We start from the raw sequence: 15,584 nt of genomic DNA on the forward strand, positions 1-15,584 counted from the left end.
CAACCGAAGCATTAGTGGCACTGGCCCGCAAGCTTGCCCGAGTAGTATTCGCCCTGCTGAAGAACCAGAGCGAATACTTACCGAAGGGCATTTAAGGGGTAGCCCTGCACCATAGAATCTCCCACAGTGGTTTTGTGTCGGACATAATTTTGTGTTCACTGGAGATTCTGTGTGGGAGCGAGCTTGCTCGCGATAGCGGTGGCTCAGCCCCAAAAATGCTGGCATGTGTCCCCCGGTCTTGCTCTTGCTCTTGCTTTAGATCTTGATCTGGGGCGCCCCGTTAACCACGCTGGCCGAACGCAGGCATTGCGCAGTGGGCACCTCGGCATGGATGCCGAGGTAGCCGCGCTGGGCCATGGATGGCCCTTCGCGGCGGCCCACGGAGCAATGCCGGAGTGAGGGCATGCCGAGCCTAGGCGAGGCACCGAGTGGTGGGGCAAAGCGCTTTTGGTTACTTTTGGCGCTCTTCCAAAAGTGACCCGCTGTAAGAGCGGAACCCTAAGCAGCCGTTACCGCAGCAATGGATATACACACCAAACCATGCCTCTCGGAACAGATAATCAGAATCTTCAATAATGGTGGCTTAGGTGAACAGCATTAGGTACAAGACGGGCCTTTTTATGCGGAGTGATTCTTGACACTGGCCAGTCAGCTTCTCTAGGATGCCGCTCATGCGCCGATTTAAACAGCTACTTGCGGGGCGCCAGGTGACTCAATCCAGTCGCCGATAGAAGCCGAAGACAAGGCTTCGAAATACCGCTAAAGCGCTGGTTCGGTGTTGCCTCTCACCTGCCATGCAGACTTTTGAGGCAGAGACACGACACGATGAACGCACCCAGCCCCCTAGTACGTCTTGCGCCGATTACGGCGAACCTTGTGCAACGCAATCCGAAAATTCTCCTGGGCGGCACTCACCAGCCAACGCTTTTGCGCTATCTCGACGGCTGGCCGCGTCGTAACCATGGGCCCGCTGCTTTCCTGATCCAGTTTGTCGAAGACGGCGAGTCACTGGCGCGGTTCGCCAATGACAGTTTCGACCTGGCTGTCATCCAGTCCCCCTGTGCGGCGGACGCTCCTGAAATGATCCGGCAGTTGACCCGTGTCGCCCGGCAGGGATTGATCACGCGCCGCTGAGGCGAGGATTACGGATACGCGATGTCCACGATGTAGACCCGTTTCTCGCCGGTAGGCGTCTGGACGCTGACCTCGGCATCCAGGGCCTTGCCGATCAATGCCCTTGCCAGCGGTGAGTCGATGCTGATCAGGTTCTGCTTCAAGTCCAATTCATCGGGCCCCACGATGCGATAGCGGGCTTCGTTGCCATCCTCATCCTCGACTGTCACCCAGGCACCGAAGTACACCTTGTTCGGATCGCTGGGTTTTTCACTGACCACTTTGAGCGCCTCAAGGCGCTTGGTGAGGAAACGCACGCGACTGTCGATTTCCCGCAGCATCTTCTTGCCGTAGGTGTATTCGGCGTTTTCCGAACGATCACCCTGGGCCGCTGCCTCGCTGACCGCCTGGGTCACCTGGGGGCGGCGCACATGCCACAGCTCATGGAATTCAGCGCGCATCCGCGCTTCACCCTCGGGGGTGATCAGCGCGGTGCCGGCGGTGCGGGGAGGGCGATAGCGGCTCATGGCAACTTCTTGTATTAGCGAAGCCGGGAGTCTATCAACCCTCGCGCAATACTGTCAGCGGGCTGGCATTGAGCGCTCGACGGGTGCCAAACACTCCGGCCGTGCCGATCAGCAAGGCCCCCAGCAGTGGCAATGCCAACAGCCATGGATGCGGATGCCAGGGCAGGTCGAAGGCGTACCGGTAAAGCACCAGGCTCACCAGTTCCGAACCCAGGGCCGCAAGCAGGCCACTGACGGCGCCGAGCAGGCCGAACTCGATGCGCCGGGCCTTGACCAGCAGGGGCCGTTCGGCGCCCAGTGCGCGCAATAGCGCGCCTTGGCGAATGCGCTCGTCGAGGGTCGCTTGCAGGCCGGAAAACAGCACCGCCATCCCCGCTGCCAGTACAAACAGCAACACATATTCCACCGCCAGGGTCACCTGGGCCAGAATGCTGCGCAGTTGCTCGAGCAAAGCCTCGACTTGCAGGATCGTCACCGCCGGAAAGGCTCGGGACAGGTCGACGATCTGTTGGTCGTGGCCCGGCGCCAGGTAGAAACTGGTGAGATAGGTCGTCGGCAGATCCTTCAAGGTGCCGGGCTGGAAGATCATGAAGAAGTTGGGCTGGAAATTGTCCCAGTTGATCTCCCGCAGGCTGGTGACCTTCGCTTCACGGTTGACGCCGCCCACGCTGAACACCAGGCGGTCGCCCAGTTTGATCTTGAGGTTCTCGGCCACCTTGCCTTCCACCGAAACCCCGGGGATGTCGTCCGGTGGCTGCTGCGGCCACCAGGTCCCAGCGGTGACGATGTTGCCCGCCGGCAGGTCCGCCGCCCAGGTCAGGCTCAGGTCACGTTGCAGCGCCCGGTCACCCGCCGAGTCCTTGGTGACGAACTCTGTCGCCGGTTCGCCATTGATGCTGATGAGGCGTCCGGGAACCACGGGGTAGAGCGGCGCCGATTGCGCCGACAGTGCCAGCAGCTTGTCGGTGAAGGCCTGTTTGTCGTTGGGCAGGATGTTCAGGGCGAAGTAGTTCGGGGCGTTTTTTGGCAACTGGTTTTGCCAGGTGTCCAGCAATTCGCCGCGTAACAGCGCGATCAACGCCATGGACAACAGGATCAGGCCGAACGCCAGGGCCTGGCCGGCCGCCGCCAAGGGGTGACGGAGCAATTGGCCGAGGCCCAGCCGCCAGGGCAGGGAGGCGCGGGCCAGCAGGCGACGCAGGCTCTGGAGCAGCAGCAGCAACAAGCCGCCAAGCACCAGGGCGGCCACGACGCCACCGCCCAGCAGGGCGAAGGTGAGGACCAGGTCCAGGCTCAGGCGCCACATGATCAGGCCCAAGGCGCCCAGCGCCGCACCGTAGATCACCCAGGAGCTGGAGGGGATCGGCAGCATGTCCCGGCGCAGTACGCGCAACGGCGGTACCCGACCCAGCGCTGCCAGTGGCGGCAGGGCGAACCCTGCCAACGCCACCAGCCCGGTACCGATCCCGGCGATCGCCGGCAGCAGGCCCCCCGGCGGAACGGTGGCGGGCAGCAGGTCATGCAGCAGGGCGAACAGGCCTAACTGGGCGATCCAGCCGAGCAGGGCGCCACTGATACTGGCGAGCAGGCCCAACACCGTCAATTGCAGGCTGAACAGCACCATGGTTTCCCGGCGTGACAGGCCCAGGCAGCGCAGCAGCGCGCTGGCATCGAAACGTCGGGTGGCAAAGCGGTTGGCCGAGAGCGCGACGGCGACGCCGGACAGCAACACCGCCACCAGGCTGGCCATGTTCAGGTAGCGTTCGGCCTTGCCCAGGGCACCACCGATCTGCCGGTTGCCGTCGCGGGCATCCTGCAAGCGCTGATTGGGTTCAAGGCCAGGCTTGACCAGGTCGCGGTAGGTTTGCAGCGACGGTGCCGGGCCACGCCACAGGTCGCGATAGCTGACACGGCTGCCCGGTTGGACCACGCCAGTGGCTTCCAGGTCCTTGAGGTTGATCAGCACCCGCGGGGTGAGGCTGTAGAAGTTGCCGGCGCGATCGGGTTCATACGTCAGTACGCGGCTCAGGCGCAAGGTCTGGTTGCCGACGTCGATGCTGTCGCCGATCTTCAGGTCCAGTGCGGTCAGCAGCCGGGCTTCGACCCAGGCCTCGCCAGGGTTCGGACGTCCGCCGGTTTCTTCCGGGGCGAACGGGGTTGGGGTGCTTTTCAGCTCGCCGCGCAAGGGGTAGCTGTCATCAGCCGCCTTGACGCTGGACAGCTGGATACCATTGTCGGTGGCCACGACACTGGAGAACTCCACGACCCGGGCGTGTTCCAGCCCCAGTTCGGTGCCGCTGCGGATCTGTTCCGGGCGGGCGGGAGAGCTGCCTTCGAGCAGCAGGTCGGCACCGAGGAACTCGGTGGCGCGCATCATCATCGCGCCGTTGAGGCGGGCACCGAAGTAACCGATGGCGGTACTGGCCGCCACGGCCACGAGCAGGGCGAAGAACAACACCCGCAACTCACCGGCGCGAGCATCGCGAAGCAATTGACGGACAGCGAGACTGAACAGGCGCAACAGCGGCAAGCGTGCCATCAAGGCTCCAGAGGGGCGACCATCTCGCCGGCTTCAAGTCGGATCAGGCGCCGGCAGCGATGCGCCAAGCGTTCATCATGGGTTACCAGCACCAGGGTCGTGCCGCGTTCCTTGTTCAATTCGAACAACAGGTCGCTGATGCGTTCGCCAGTGTGGCTGTCGAGGTTGCCGGTGGGTTCGTCGGCAAACAGCACGTCGGGTTCGGCGGCAAAGGCACGGGCAATCGCCACGCGTTGTTGTTCGCCGCCGGAGAGCTGACGCGGCGAGTGCGTCAGGCGCAGGCCCAGGCCGACGCGCTGCAACAGTTGGGTGGCCCGTTCGCGGGCATCCTTGCGTCCGTCCAGTTCCAGCGGCAGCATGACGTTTTCCAGTGCATTGAGGCTGTCGAGCAATTGGAACGACTGGAAGACGAAACCGACATGCTCTGCGCGGATCCGTGCACGCTGGTCTTCATCCAGTGCGCTGAGGGCCTGGCCGGCGAGCGTCACTTCACCGCTGCTAGGCAGGTCGAGGCCGGCCAGCAAGCCCAGGAGGGTGGATTTTCCGGAACCGGACGCGCCGACGATGGCCAGGCTATCGCCTTTGTTCAGTTCCAGGCTGAGTTCGTGCAAGATGGTCAGTTCACCTTCCGCGCTGGAGACCACTTTGCTAAGGTCTGTCGCGGTGAGAATGCTTGAGCCCATGGAGAGTCCGATGCGTGTGTGGTTTTTGAGTGCCGGCCTGGCCTTGATGTGCATGGCCCAGAACGCAGCGGCGGGTACAGTCCTGATCGTTGGCGATAGTATCAGCGCGGCTTTCGGCCTGGATACCCGGCAAGGGTGGGTGTCGTTGCTCGAGCAACGGCTCAAGGCCGAGGGTTTTGACGATAAAGTGGTCAACGCCTCCATCAGTGGCGACACCAGTGCCGGAGGTCAGGCGCGGCTGCCGGCGCTGCTTGCAGCCCATAAGCCGGACCTGGTGATCCTGGAGCTGGGCGGCAACGATGGCTTGCGCGGACAGCCGCCAACGCAATTGCAACAAAACCTTGCAGCGATGATAGACAGCGCCCGCGCGAGCGGTGCCCAGGTGCTTTTGCTGGGCATGCAACTGCCACCCAATTACGGACGGCGCTACACCGATGCCTTTGCTCGGGTCTATAGCACCCTGGCCGAGGAGAAAAAAGTCCCGTTGGTGCCGTTTTTTCTCAAGGACATCGGTGGCGTCCCGACCATGATGCAAGGCGACGGATTGCACCCGTCCGTCGCGGCCCAGGGCAAGTTGCTGGAAAATGTCTGGCCGACACTGAAACCGCTGCTTTGACGCTTTTCTACAGACGGGCTTTCGGCTAATGTGGCGCCCCCGATTTGGAGCCCCCGATGCCGCGTCCCGCCTGGTCCCTGTTTGCCTACCAACTGATCGAGCCTGACGAGCAGCTGGATCTGTTCGCCTGCCAGGAAGCACGGGTGCACCTGGTGACCCGGCAGTTGGAGCTGGGTGGCTCGGCCGACCGGACCCTCTGCGGCAGCCTGCTGCCGGCCCAGCCGCGCTGGTCGAGCGTCGATCGCAAGATTTTCCAGGATCAGCGCCTGTGCTCGTTGTGCCGGGCGATTCTGGAGTCCCAGAAGCGCGGCACCTCGCCAATCTGGCCGGAGCTGCGGTTCGAGCTGTAATCCGGATTCCCGACATGTCCCTTGTGAGCGAGCCTGCTCGCGATGGCAGCGGCACATTCAACATAAATGCAAGCAGACCCACCCACAGGGATTTGTGTCGAACCCTTCATCTGTGTGAGCGCCTGAAACAATGCTGTGCATCGGACGCCGCTGTACCGCTCTCCCCGAAATAACAGGTGGCAGTGTACAATCGCCGTTTTCATACCCCAGTTCGATCTGCGAAGGATTTCCCGGATGTTGCCGCGCTTGCCTGCCGTCGCCCGCTGCCTGTCTCTTGCCGCCCTGTGTGTGGTGGGCCCCGTTGCCGCCCTGGAGCTGCCTCTGCCACCGCCGGGTGAAGACATCGTTGGCCAGGTGCAGGTGATCAAGGCCAAATACGAAGACACCTTCGCCGACCTGGGCACCACCCATGACCTGGGCTACAACGAGATGGTCGCCGCCAACCCGGGGGTCGATCCCTGGTTGCCGGGCGCCGGCGCCGAGATCGTCCTGCCGACTCGCTTCATCCTGCCGCCGGGCCCGCGCGAAGGCATCGTGATCAACCTTGCCGAGTACCGTCTCTACTATTTCCCCAAGGGGCGGAACGTGGTCTACACCTTTCCGCTGGGGATTGGGCGCGAGGGCTGGGGGTCGCCGATCGCCCACACCAGTATCATTGCCAAGACGCCGAACCCGACCTGGACCCCGCCGGCATCGATCAAGGCCGAACACGCCGCTGACGGCGACCCGCTACCCAATGTCGTGCCCGCCGGCCCAGATAACCCGCTGGGTCCCTTCAAGTTCACCCTGGGCACCCCTGGCTACCTGATCCATGGTTCGAACAAGAAGTTCGGCATCGGCATGCGGACCAGCCACGGCTGCTTCCGGATGTTCAACAACAACGTACTGGAAATGGCCGGCATGGTGCCGGTGGGCACATCGGTGCGGATCATCAGCGAGCCCTACAAGCTGGGCTTGAGCGGTGGCAAGGTGTACCTGGAAGCTCACACACCGTTGGACGACAAGGGCAACCCGTCGGTGGTGGACAAGCACACCGCGGTGATCAACGCGATGCTCAAGCGTGAAGACATCACCAGCAACTTGCGCATGGACTGGGATGTGGTGCGGGATGTGGTGGCGGCCGAAGATGGCATGCCGGTGCAAATCGCTGTTCCGAATACCTCGACGCCGATGGTCACGAGCGCGCCGATCGATTTGCAGCAGTAAAGGTCTCGATAACAACCCGTCGACGTTTCGCGATGTTGGCGGGTTTTTTATTGCCTGGGAAAACACTGGGCAATAGCTCTCAAGTCAAAAAAAAGCCGACCCAAAAATGGGTCGGCTCGATAACAATCCCGAAGGACTATTACTTGCGGCTAGCTTTTTCCAGCATGCGCAGAGCACGCTCGTTAGCTTCGTCAGCAGTCTGTTGTGCTTTTTGAGCAGCAGCCAGAGCTTCATCAGCTTTACGATAAGCTTCGTCTGCACGAGCCTGGGAGCGAGCTGCTGCGTCTTCGGTAGCAGTCAGACGTGCTTCGGTTTCTTTCGATACGCTGCTGCAACCGGTAGCCAGAACTGCGGCCAGAGCCAGAGCAGAGAATTTCAGAACGTTGTTCATCGTGTTCCCCTTCAAGGACATTCTATTAGTGACTGTCTCCCCAGACTGAGGAGTTAGCCGGCGTACATACTACCCATTACTTGTAGTAAGTAAACTGACGTAGCGCAAGAAGCAAAAAAATTGTAGGCGGTGATTCTTTTTCGAGCAACTTTTCCAAGAGGTGTTTAAAAAATATTCACCCCAAAGCCCTTGGCTGGAGCGCGTCAACGAAAAAAAGTTCCGCAGCGGCGGAGAACTCTTGCAGCCCTCGCTAACGCCGTTGTTTATTGATTCTCCTACACTTTTGTACATTTTTTGTGCAGTGTCCCAGGCATCTTTATTGGTATTGGCGGTGACTTTAACTAGGCGCGCTCGTCTCAAGACTCAACAACTGGCGATGTTCAGCTATTGCACCGTGACCGACTGCAGCGCGCCCATGGCGCTCAATCGATAAACCCGACGAGGTTTACCCCTCGATGACAGGCGTGTCTTGAGCATTTACGTCATTGGTGCCTACTATTCACGACGTGCTCGGGTTTGAGCGGATCGGTTTTGGCGCTCGGTGACCAGGCAGGCACGGGGTGGCGTAGATGTTCCTTCGCCGGAAAAACATCGGTAAGGTAGGGGTCGGCATTCAGACCCGCGAGGAGTAGTGATGAGCGAGGCGGTTACCATCCACCATGACCAGGCCGGTCATCAGTTCGAGACCAATGTGGACGGTCATCGTGCCTATCTGACCTATATGGACCTGGGCAAGCAGACCCTGGATATCTATCGCACTTTTGTGCCCAACGCCTTGCGCGGCAGGGGCATCGCGGCGGCGTTGACCGAAAGGGCGCTGCAGTACGCCGAAGAAATGGGCTACACGGTGATCCCGTCCTGCTCCTACGTGGAGCGTTACATGGAGCGTCACCAGCGGCACGCGGCGAAACTCTGAGAAAACGGATTCCCATAAAAAAACGCCGGGCTGAAAAGCCCGGCGTTTTTTTGTGTCTGGAGGAGCGCAGAAGATCGCAGGCTTCGCCAACTCCTACATCCCGCTCCAAATATGCGTAGGGGCGGTGTAGGAGCTGCGTAGGAGCTGTCGAGTGAAACGAGGCTGCGATCTTTCTCAGCCACGCTGCCGCTTCGGCAACACATCCTTGAGCTTGGCATGCATGCTGCGCAGGGTGTTCTCGGTGGCGCTCCAGTCGATGCAGGCATCGGTGATGGAGACGCCGTACTGCAAGTCGGCGAGGTCTTTCGGGATGGCCTGGCAGCCCCAGTTCAAGTGGCTTTCGACCATCAGGCCGATGATCGACTGGTTGCCTTCCAGGATCTGGTTGGCCACGTTCTCCATCACCAGCGGTTGCAGTGCCGGGTCCTTGTTGGAGTTGGCGTGGCTGCAGTCGACCATGATGTTCGGTTTGATCTTGGCTTTGTTCAGCGCCTGTTCACACAACGCAACGCTGACCGAATCGTAGTTCGGCTTGCCGTTGCCACCGCGCAGAACCACGTGACCGTAGGCGTTGCCCTTGGTGGTGACGATCGACACGCCACCTTCCTGGTTGATACCCAGGAAACGGTGTGGGCTGGAGACCGACTGCAAGGCGTTGATCGCCACGGTGAGGCCGCCGTCGGTGCCGTTCTTGAAGCCCACTGCCGACGACAGGCCGGAGGCCATTTCGCGGTGGGTCTGGGACTCGGTGGTGCGCGCGCCGATGGCCGACCAACTGATCAGGTCCTGCAAGTATTGCGGCGAGATCGGGTCCAGGGCTTCGGTGGCCGTGGGCAGGCCTATTTCGGCCAGGTCCAGCAGCAGTTGACGACCGATGTGCAGGCCGTCCTGGATCTTGAAGGAGTCATCCAGGTACGGGTCGTTGATCAGGCCTTTCCAGCCGACGGTGGTCCGAGGCTTCTCGAAATACACCCGCATGACCAGGTACAAGGTGTCGCAGACTTCCGCTGCCAGCACCTTGAGGCGCTCGGCGTATTCGTGGGCGGCCTTGATGTCATGGATCGAGCAGGGCCCGATGACCACGAACAGGCGATGATCGGTGCCGTCCAGAATGTTGCGGATGACTTCCCGGCCCTTGGTCACGGTGCGCAGGGCAGTGTCGCTCAGGGGGATATCGCGCTTGAGCTGGTCAGGCGTGATGAGGGTCTCGTTGGAGGCGACGTTAAGGTCGTTGATCGGTAAATCAGCCATCGTGTTACTCGTCAGGTCACGGGTGCCGGCCGCCAGCGATCCCCGAGCGGCGGTGCACAGCGGATTTTAAGCGCGTCGGGGAGCCGAACCTTATCGCGTTACGAGGTGGCTCGACAATGGGCGAGGACGGGTTTAATGCCCTATGGGCTGGGGAAAAGGCTTTGGAGAGGGCCCTGCAACAGATTCGTGAACAGATGTAATGAAGATTGCACGCCATGCGGCTCGCGCTGATAGTGTGCAGGGGCCGTTTACCAGAGGAGTTGCAAAGATGCAGGCAGGCGTTAAACCGCGGATCGGGATGATCGGCACCGGGGCGATCGGTGGGTTCTACGGCGTGATGCTGGCGCGTGCCGGTTTTGACGTGCACTTTTTACTGCGCAGCGAATTTGCTGCCGTGGCCGACGCCGGTTTGCGAATCGACAGCGCGGTTCACGGTGAGCTGGCCCTCAACCCTGTCCAGGCGTATCGCTCGGCAGCCGACATGCCGCCCTGCGACTGGCTATTGGTCGGCGCCAAGACCACCAGCAATGCCGAGCTGGCCCCGGCCATTACCCAGGCTGCCGCTGATGGTGCAAAAGTCCTGTTGCTGCAGAACGGCCTGGATGTCGAAGACGCTCTTCGACCTTTATTGCCCGATTCGTTGCACCTGTTGGGTGGCCTGTGCCTGATCTGCGTGCATCGCGTCGGCCCTGGTGTCGTCACCCACCAGGCCCTTGGTGCGGTCAACGTCGGTTATCACAGCGGTCCTTGCGCCGATCAGGCACAACGCATGGTGATCGTCGAAGAGGCGACGACGTTGTTCCGCCGCGCCGGTATCGACGCCCAGGCCATGCCGGGCTTGCAACAGGCCCGCTGGCAGAAGCTGGTGTGGAATGTGCCATACAACGGCCTTTCGGTTCTGTTGGGCGCCAGTACCACGCCGTTGATGGCCAACGACCATAGCCGCGAATTGATCCAGGCACTGATGGGGGAGGTGGTCCGCGGTGCGCAAGCCTGCGGGCATCACATCGCGCCGGGTTATGCCGAGTATCTGTTCACGATGACCGAGAAGATGCCCGACTACTGGCCGAGCATGTACCACGATTATTCCCACAAGCGTGCGCTGGAGCTGGACGCGATCTATAGCCGGCCATTGGCGGCAGCGAAAGCGGCAGGGTGTGAGCTGCCGAAAATCGAAGCCTTGTATCAGGCGTTGGCGTTCATGGACCGATATAACCGCTGAGCGGGCGAAAGGAGAGCGGTATGGCAAACAACATCGACGACAAACTGGTACTGGCGATCTCGTCGCGGGCGTTGTTCGACCTGAGGGAAAGCCACAAGGTGTACTTGTCGAGTGGCGTCGAAGCCTATCGGCAATACCAGATCGAGCATGAAGACGAAGTCCTGGCACCCGGCGACGCCTTCGCCTTGGTGCAAAAGCTGCTGAACCTCAACGAGCATCTGGGGCGTGCCCGGGTCGAGGTGATCCTGGTTTCGCGCAACAGTGCCGACACCGGCCTTCGAGTGTTCAACTCGATCCATCATTATGGGCTGGCTATCTCGCGCGCGGCTTTCGTCGGTGGCCGCAGCCCTTACCCGTACCTCAAGGCGTTCGGTTGCGATCTCTTTTTATCCACCCACGCTGAAGACGTGCGCAGCGCCCTGGACGCCGGGTTTGCCGCTGCGACCATCCTGTCGGGTGGTGCCAGTCGCGCGGCCAGCGAGGAACTGCGCATTGCCTTCGACGGCGATGCCGTGCTGTTTTCCGATGAGTCGGAGCGGGTCTATCAGGCCGATGGGTTGGAAGCCTTCCAGGCCAGCGAGCGACAGGCCGCTCGCGAGCCGCTGCGAGGCGGGCCGTTCAAGGGATTCCTGGCGGCGCTCAATGCACTGCAGCGCGAGTTTCCCGAGGACGCTTGCCCCATTCGTACGGCGTTGGTGACGGCCCGTTCGGCACCGGCCCACGAGCGGGTCATCCGGACCTTGCGTGAGTGGGATATTCGCCTGGACGAGTCGTTGTTCCTGGGCGGCCTGACCAAATCGGCCTTCCTCGAAGCCTTCGCCGCCGATGTTTTTTTCGATGACCAGACCGGCCATTGCGAACTGGCCAGGGAGGTGGTCGCCACCGGTCACGTGCCCCACGGTATCAGTAACGAAATGAAGCCCTGACTGCCTCGGGTCCGGGGCATCAAGCCGCACGTCGCAGTCCCCGAGGCACTGCTAAGCTGAATCAATCTCCGCCATTTTGGCACGCGAGGAGGTCACATGATTCGTTCGATGCTGTACGCCACAGACCTGGGCCTGTACGCCCCTTATGTGATGCAGCATGCCTTGGCGTTAGCACGGACGTTTGAAGCCGAGTTGTATGTGGTGCATGCGGTAGAACCGATGGGGTTGTTCGCCGAGTCGGTGTTGCAAAGCTATCTCGACGAGCAGGCGCTGAACGAATTCCACCGCCAAGGTCTGAATACGGTGATGGCCAATATCGAACAGCGGGTGCTCGACAGTTTCCGCGAGGAGTTGGGGGAAGGGCAGCAGGACTTGAAACTGATCAAGTCGGTCAGGGTGTACCAGGGCGATCCTTCCCAGGTCATCCTGGAGCAGGCTGCGAAACTCTCCGTCGATTTGCTGATCGTAGGCAGTCATTGCCAAGGGGCAAGCGGTGAAACCCCCTTGGGCAGGACCGCTGCACGGGTATTGCAGTTATCCCGGGTGCCGGTCTACCTGGTTCCGCTGGTACAGCGCCGACGCCAGGGAGAGGCGTGAGGCTAAATAATGGCGCTTTATAAAAAGTTCTAGATTTATTGTCGAAACCTTTCATATAGTTATATACCGTCGCTGATGCCCGTGGCGTCCAACTGCTTTGAGGGATACATATGAAGCTTCAACAATTGCGCTACATCTGGGAAGTGGCGCACCACGACCTCAACGTTTCCGCTACTGCCCAAAGCCTTTACACGTCGCAACCTGGCATCAGCAAGCAGATCCGCCTGTTGGAGGATGAGCTGGGCGTCGAAGTCTTCGCCCGCAGTGGCAAACACCTGACCCGTGTGACTCCGGCCGGCGAGCGCATCATCACCACCGCCGGCGAGATCCTGCGCAAGGTCGAAAGCATCAAGCAGATCGCCCAGGAATTCTCCAACGAGAAAAAAGGCACCCTCTCGATCGCCACCACCCACACCCAGGCCCGCTATGCGCTACCGCCGGTGATCAGCAATTTCATCAAGCAATACCCCGAGGTGGCGCTGCACATGCACCAAGGCTCGCCCATGCAGATCGCCGAGATGGCGGCCGACGGCACGGTGGATTTCGCCATCGCCACCGAGGCCCTGGAGTTGTTCGGGGACCTGGTGATGATGCCGTGCTATCGCTGGAACCGCTGCGTGGTCGTGCCCCAGGGCCACCCGTTGACCAAGCTGCCGAAGTTGACCCTCGAAGCCTTGGCCGAATACCCGATCGTGACCTACGTATTCGGTTTCACGGGTCGCTCCAAACTTGATGAAGCCTTCAGCCATCGTGGCCTGACGCCGAAAGTGGTGTTCACCGCCGCCGACGCCGACGTGATCAAGACCTACGTTCGCCTGGGCCTGGGCGTGGGCATCGTTGCGAAGATGGCTGTCGATACCAAGCTCGACAGTGACCTGGTGGTGTTGGATGCCAGCGAGTTGTTCGAATCCAGTGTGACCAAGATCGGCTTCCGGCGCGGCACTTTCCTGCGCGGTTTCATGTGCGATTTCATCGAGAAATTTGCACCGCACCTGACCCGGGAAGTCATGGCCAAGGCCATCCAGTGCCACAATAAGCAAGAACTCGAAGAGTTGTTCGACGGCGTCGAGCTGCCGGTGCACTAATACCCTTCTAGATCGCCTCGGTGACAGCGAACTGTTGCCGGGCGCCCGCTACCACGATCTCTACTTCATCCCCTTCGAACTTGCCCAACAGGCCGCGGCCCAGCGGTGAGCGAGGGGTGATGACGGTGATCGGCTGGCCCACCAGCGAGACCTTCAGTCCCGCTGCATCCGGCCCCAGGAACAGCCATTGCTGACGGCCGTCCTCATCTTCCAGCCCGATCAAGGTGCCGACCTGAATACCGCGCTGCTCGTCGTAAGGCCTTAGCGTCAGGTTCTGGCAGAGGGTGAGGGCCTGGCGGATTTCTTCCATGCGCCTGGCTTGTCCGGCGGCGAGGTAGGACGCCTCCAGGCCCAAGGTGTCGTACTTGTTCTCGGCGATGTTTTCTTCGTGGGTCGCGGTTTCGTAGGCGGTTTGTGCGGCGCGCTCGGCGATGTCGAGATCAATCTTGAGCTTGTCGAGAATCAACTGGTGGACGGTCTGTTTATTCATGATCATTCGCAGAATTGCAGCACATTGGCGCGGCTTTTTTCACTGGGCGCATTCTGGTCCTGTTGCAGCCAGAACTGGCACTTGGGGTTGGACAGGTTGTGCGGATTGCTACGGGCCTGATCGAGCGCCTGGCGCTGCTCGTTCCTTTGCAGGTTTTGCTGATATTGCTCGAACATCGGCGTGGGTGGCTCTGGGGGTGGTTGCACCGCCGGTGGTTGCGCCAGTTGATGGATGGCGGCGGCCACGGGCGCCAGTGGTTCGTTGAACACGAATCTGGACAGCAGCCAGCCCGTCAACACGATGGCAAGGAACCCCAGCCACAGGCCCAGGGCAATGCTGAAGGTCAATTGCAAAGCCGTGAGGCGCGAGGGTGTCGAGTGATCGGGCATGGCTGCTTCCTGGCAGGGTCATGGGGCTGGCGGTGATTGTCGCATGAAGATTAATCGTCGTCGGCTCTTCTGCGTCATCGGTTTATTCGGGACAATCAGGCCTTTGCCACAGGGAGTCGGGAATGACCGTGCGTTGGGATATTTTTTGCACCGTCGTCGATAACTATGGCGACATTGGTGTCACGTGGCGCCTGGCTCGGCAGTTGGTGGCTGAGCATCGATGCGCGGTGCGGCTATGGGTCGATGACCTGCGTGCCTTCGAACGACTGTGTCCGGAAATCGACGTCACCTTGTCCGAGCAATGGCAGCAGGGCGTGCAAGTGTGTCACTGGCCCGTGGAGTGGGCGCCCACCGAAGCCGCCGACGTGGTGATCGCCGCGTTTGCCTGTCAACTGCCGAGCGCCTACATGGATGCGATGGCCACGCGCCAGACGACGCCCCTGTGGATGAACCTCGATTATTTGAGCGCCGAGGACTGGGTGATCGGTTGTCACGGCCTACCGTCGGTCAAATACAAGCACGTGCAGAAATATTTCTTTTTCCCGGGCTTCCAGGAAGGAACAGGTGGCCTGCTGCGTGAAGCGGGTCTTCTGGAACGCCGTCGGCAATTTCAGCAGGATGCCGAGGCGCAACGACTGTTCCTGCAAGGGCTGGGGGTCGAGCGTGCACCGGATGTCTGCCTGATCTCGCTGTTTGCTTATGAGAACGCCGGGTTGGCGAGTTGGTTTGACGCAATGGCCGCTGATGCCCAGGCGTTTCATGTGCTTGTTCCCGAAGGACGGGTGCTGGGTGATGTCGAGCGTTGGCTCGGGGTCGATGACCTTGAGGTCGGTGCGGTACATCGACGCGGCGCACTGACGGTGCAGGTGTTGCCGTTCATTCGCCAGGACCAGTACGATCAATTGTTATGGTGTTGCGATTTCAACGCCGTGCGTGGCGAGGACTCCTTCGTACGCGCCCAATGGGCCGGCCGACCGTTGCTCTGGCACATCTACCAGCAGGAAGAAGACGTCCACCTGGAAAAACTCGAGGCGTTTCTCAGGCTCTACAATCAGGGGCTTTCGCAGGCGACGCAAAAAGCGATCAGCGGTCTTTGGCGGGCCTGGAATGCCGGCCAGGACATGACCGAGCATTGGATAACCATCCGTGAGCAGCAGCAGGAACTGGCCGAACATGCCCAGGCGTGGTGTCTGGAACAGGCCTCGCGAGCCGATCTTGCCGCAGCGCTGGTGAAGTTTTATGTAAATTGGATATGATACGCGGCCTAAATTTTTGTAAATCCC

18 protein-coding genes are annotated in these 15,584 nt (G+C 60.8%); 10 read left to right on the forward strand and 8 right to left on the reverse strand.

The features are described 5' to 3' along the window. Positions 1-255: 255 nt before the first annotated feature. Positions 256-405, reverse strand: coding sequence for a hypothetical protein (locus AACY42_RS03325; protein ID WP_339477074.1), 150 nt, complete (start codon positions 403-405; stop codon positions 256-258). Between the two features lie 420 nt (positions 406-825). Between AACY42_RS03325 and AACY42_RS03330 the strand changes: the two genes are divergently transcribed. Beyond that, positions 826-1,134 carry a class I SAM-dependent methyltransferase gene (locus tag AACY42_RS03330; RefSeq protein WP_212796954.1) on the forward strand — a complete coding sequence of 103 codons (309 nt, stop codon included), beginning with the start codon at positions 826-828 and terminating at the stop codon, positions 1,132-1,134. 8 nt (positions 1,135-1,142) lie between these two features. On the opposite strand, the gene greB is transcribed toward AACY42_RS03330, so the two are convergent. From greB to AACY42_RS03345, 3 genes are read right to left on the reverse strand one after another with little or no spacing between them, the layout of a single operon-like run. Next, a complete protein-coding gene (greB, locus tag AACY42_RS03335) occupies positions 1,143-1,640 on the reverse strand; it encodes a transcription elongation factor GreB (RefSeq protein ID WP_339476482.1) in 498 nt (165 codons plus the stop codon). A 34-nt stretch (positions 1,641-1,674) separates the two neighbouring features. After that, positions 1,675-4,179 (reverse strand): ABC transporter permease, encoded by a 2,505-nt coding sequence (locus tag AACY42_RS03340; RefSeq protein ID WP_339476484.1) that lies wholly within the window; start codon positions 4,177-4,179, stop codon positions 1,675-1,677. Then, positions 4,179-4,862 (reverse strand): ABC transporter ATP-binding protein, encoded by a 684-nt coding sequence (locus AACY42_RS03345; RefSeq protein ID WP_339476487.1) that lies wholly within the window; start codon positions 4,860-4,862, stop codon positions 4,179-4,181. The genes AACY42_RS03340 and AACY42_RS03345 overlap by 1 nt, the downstream gene beginning before the upstream one ends. Positions 4,863-4,872: 10 nt before the next feature. Between AACY42_RS03345 and AACY42_RS03350 the strand changes: the two genes are divergently transcribed. The 3 genes from AACY42_RS03350 (at position 4,873) to AACY42_RS03360 (ending at position 7,034) form a co-directional block, all read left to right on the forward strand. Next, on the forward strand, positions 4,873-5,478 hold the full coding sequence (locus AACY42_RS03350; RefSeq protein ID WP_339476489.1) for an arylesterase: 606 nt from the start codon (positions 4,873-4,875) through the stop codon (positions 5,476-5,478). 56 nt (positions 5,479-5,534) lie between these two features. Then, a complete protein-coding gene (locus tag AACY42_RS03355) occupies positions 5,535-5,828 on the forward strand; it encodes a hypothetical protein (protein WP_339476491.1) in 294 nt (97 codons plus the stop codon). A gap of 234 nt (positions 5,829-6,062) precedes the next feature. Further along, a complete protein-coding gene (locus tag AACY42_RS03360; protein WP_339476493.1) occupies positions 6,063-7,034 on the forward strand; it encodes a L,D-transpeptidase family protein in 972 nt (323 codons plus the stop codon). Between the two features lie 139 nt (positions 7,035-7,173). On the opposite strand, the gene oprI is transcribed toward AACY42_RS03360, so the two are convergent. Next, on the reverse strand, positions 7,174-7,425 hold the full coding sequence (gene oprI / locus AACY42_RS03365) for an outer membrane lipoprotei OprI (protein ID WP_003172710.1): 252 nt from the start codon (positions 7,423-7,425) through the stop codon (positions 7,174-7,176). A gap of 634 nt (positions 7,426-8,059) precedes the next feature. Here oprI and AACY42_RS03370 point away from each other — a divergent pair. Next, positions 8,060-8,341 (forward strand): GNAT family N-acetyltransferase, encoded by a 282-nt coding sequence (locus AACY42_RS03370; protein ID WP_053120470.1) that lies wholly within the window; start codon positions 8,060-8,062, stop codon positions 8,339-8,341. 174 nt (positions 8,342-8,515) lie between these two features. Here the strand turns inward: AACY42_RS03370 and AACY42_RS03375 are convergent, their stop codons facing one another. After that, a complete protein-coding gene (locus AACY42_RS03375) occupies positions 8,516-9,592 on the reverse strand; it encodes a 3-deoxy-7-phosphoheptulonate synthase (protein ID WP_339476500.1) in 1,077 nt (358 codons plus the stop codon). A 268-nt stretch (positions 9,593-9,860) separates the two neighbouring features. On the opposite strand from AACY42_RS03375, the gene AACY42_RS03380 reads away from it, so the two are divergent. The 4 genes from AACY42_RS03380 (at position 9,861) to cysB (ending at position 13,422) form a co-directional block, all read left to right on the forward strand. Continuing rightward, entirely contained in the window at positions 9,861-10,814 is a 954-nt protein-coding gene (locus AACY42_RS03380) for a putative 2-dehydropantoate 2-reductase (protein ID WP_339476501.1), read from the forward strand. Between the two features lie 20 nt (positions 10,815-10,834). Then, complete coding sequence (locus AACY42_RS03385; RefSeq protein WP_003199368.1) at positions 10,835-11,740, forward strand: 5'-nucleotidase; 906 nt, start codon at positions 10,835-10,837, stop codon at positions 11,738-11,740. A 96-nt stretch (positions 11,741-11,836) separates the two neighbouring features. Beyond that, positions 11,837-12,337 carry a universal stress protein gene (locus AACY42_RS03390; RefSeq protein ID WP_014337270.1) on the forward strand — a complete coding sequence of 167 codons (501 nt, stop codon included), beginning with the start codon at positions 11,837-11,839 and terminating at the stop codon, positions 12,335-12,337. Between the two features lie 110 nt (positions 12,338-12,447). Continuing rightward, positions 12,448-13,422 carry an HTH-type transcriptional regulator CysB gene (cysB, locus tag AACY42_RS03395; RefSeq protein WP_339476507.1) on the forward strand — a complete coding sequence of 325 codons (975 nt, stop codon included), beginning with the start codon at positions 12,448-12,450 and terminating at the stop codon, positions 13,420-13,422. Between the two features lie 7 nt (positions 13,423-13,429). On the opposite strand, the gene AACY42_RS03400 is transcribed toward cysB, so the two are convergent. Beyond that, entirely contained in the window at positions 13,430-13,912 is a 483-nt protein-coding gene (locus tag AACY42_RS03400; RefSeq protein WP_339476510.1) for a GreA/GreB family elongation factor, read from the reverse strand. Between the two features lie 2 nt (positions 13,913-13,914). Further along, positions 13,915-14,301 carry a hypothetical protein gene (locus AACY42_RS03405; protein ID WP_339476512.1) on the reverse strand — a complete coding sequence of 129 codons (387 nt, stop codon included), beginning with the start codon at positions 14,299-14,301 and terminating at the stop codon, positions 13,915-13,917. A 122-nt stretch (positions 14,302-14,423) separates the two neighbouring features. Between AACY42_RS03405 and earP the strand changes: the two genes are divergently transcribed. Continuing rightward, positions 14,424-15,557, forward strand: coding sequence for an elongation factor P maturation arginine rhamnosyltransferase EarP (gene earP / locus AACY42_RS03410; protein ID WP_339476515.1), 1,134 nt, complete (start codon positions 14,424-14,426; stop codon positions 15,555-15,557). The last annotated feature ends 27 nt before the right edge of the window (positions 15,558-15,584 follow it).

Source organism: Pseudomonas sp. RL_5y_Pfl2_73 (assembly GCF_963970515.1).
GTDB lineage: Bacteria > Pseudomonadota > Gammaproteobacteria > Pseudomonadales > Pseudomonadaceae > Aquipseudomonas.

What these genes read in the sequence shown, in the direction of transcription:
- AACY42_RS03375 (WP_339476500.1), bottom strand. Translation starts at nt 9,592, where the DNA reads ATGGCTGATTTACCGATCAACGACCTTAACGTCGCCTCCAACGAGACC.
- oprI (WP_003172710.1), bottom strand. Translation starts at nt 7,425, where the DNA reads ATGAACAACGTTCTGAAATTCTCTGCTCTGGCTCTGGCCGCAGTTCTG.
- AACY42_RS03345 (WP_339476487.1), bottom strand. Translation starts at nt 4,862, where the DNA reads ATGGGCTCAAGCATTCTCACCGCGACAGACCTTAGCAAAGTGGTCTCC.
- AACY42_RS03385 (WP_003199368.1), top strand. Translation starts at nt 10,835, where the DNA reads ATGGCAAACAACATCGACGACAAACTGGTACTGGCGATCTCGTCGCGG.
- greB (WP_339476482.1), bottom strand. Translation starts at nt 1,640, where the DNA reads ATGAGCCGCTATCGCCCTCCCCGCACCGCCGGCACCGCGCTGATCACC.
- cysB (WP_339476507.1), top strand. Translation starts at nt 12,448, where the DNA reads ATGAAGCTTCAACAATTGCGCTACATCTGGGAAGTGGCGCACCACGAC.
- AACY42_RS03360 (WP_339476493.1), top strand. Translation starts at nt 6,063, where the DNA reads ATGTTGCCGCGCTTGCCTGCCGTCGCCCGCTGCCTGTCTCTTGCCGCC.
- AACY42_RS03330 (WP_212796954.1), top strand. Translation starts at nt 826, where the DNA reads ATGAACGCACCCAGCCCCCTAGTACGTCTTGCGCCGATTACGGCGAAC.
- AACY42_RS03400 (WP_339476510.1), bottom strand. Translation starts at nt 13,912, where the DNA reads ATGAATAAACAGACCGTCCACCAGTTGATTCTCGACAAGCTCAAGATT.
- AACY42_RS03325 (WP_339477074.1), bottom strand. Translation starts at nt 405, where the DNA reads ATGCCCTCACTCCGGCATTGCTCCGTGGGCCGCCGCGAAGGGCCATCC.
- AACY42_RS03340 (WP_339476484.1), bottom strand. Translation starts at nt 4,179, where the DNA reads ATGGCACGCTTGCCGCTGTTGCGCCTGTTCAGTCTCGCTGTCCGTCAA.
- AACY42_RS03405 (WP_339476512.1), bottom strand. Translation starts at nt 14,301, where the DNA reads ATGCCCGATCACTCGACACCCTCGCGCCTCACGGCTTTGCAATTGACC.
- AACY42_RS03350 (WP_339476489.1), top strand. Translation starts at nt 4,873, where the DNA reads ATGCGTGTGTGGTTTTTGAGTGCCGGCCTGGCCTTGATGTGCATGGCC.
- AACY42_RS03370 (WP_053120470.1), top strand. Translation starts at nt 8,060, where the DNA reads ATGAGCGAGGCGGTTACCATCCACCATGACCAGGCCGGTCATCAGTTC.
- earP (WP_339476515.1), top strand. Translation starts at nt 14,424, where the DNA reads ATGACCGTGCGTTGGGATATTTTTTGCACCGTCGTCGATAACTATGGC.
- AACY42_RS03355 (WP_339476491.1), top strand. Translation starts at nt 5,535, where the DNA reads ATGCCGCGTCCCGCCTGGTCCCTGTTTGCCTACCAACTGATCGAGCCT.
- AACY42_RS03380 (WP_339476501.1), top strand. Translation starts at nt 9,861, where the DNA reads ATGCAGGCAGGCGTTAAACCGCGGATCGGGATGATCGGCACCGGGGCG.
- AACY42_RS03390 (WP_014337270.1), top strand. Translation starts at nt 11,837, where the DNA reads ATGATTCGTTCGATGCTGTACGCCACAGACCTGGGCCTGTACGCCCCT.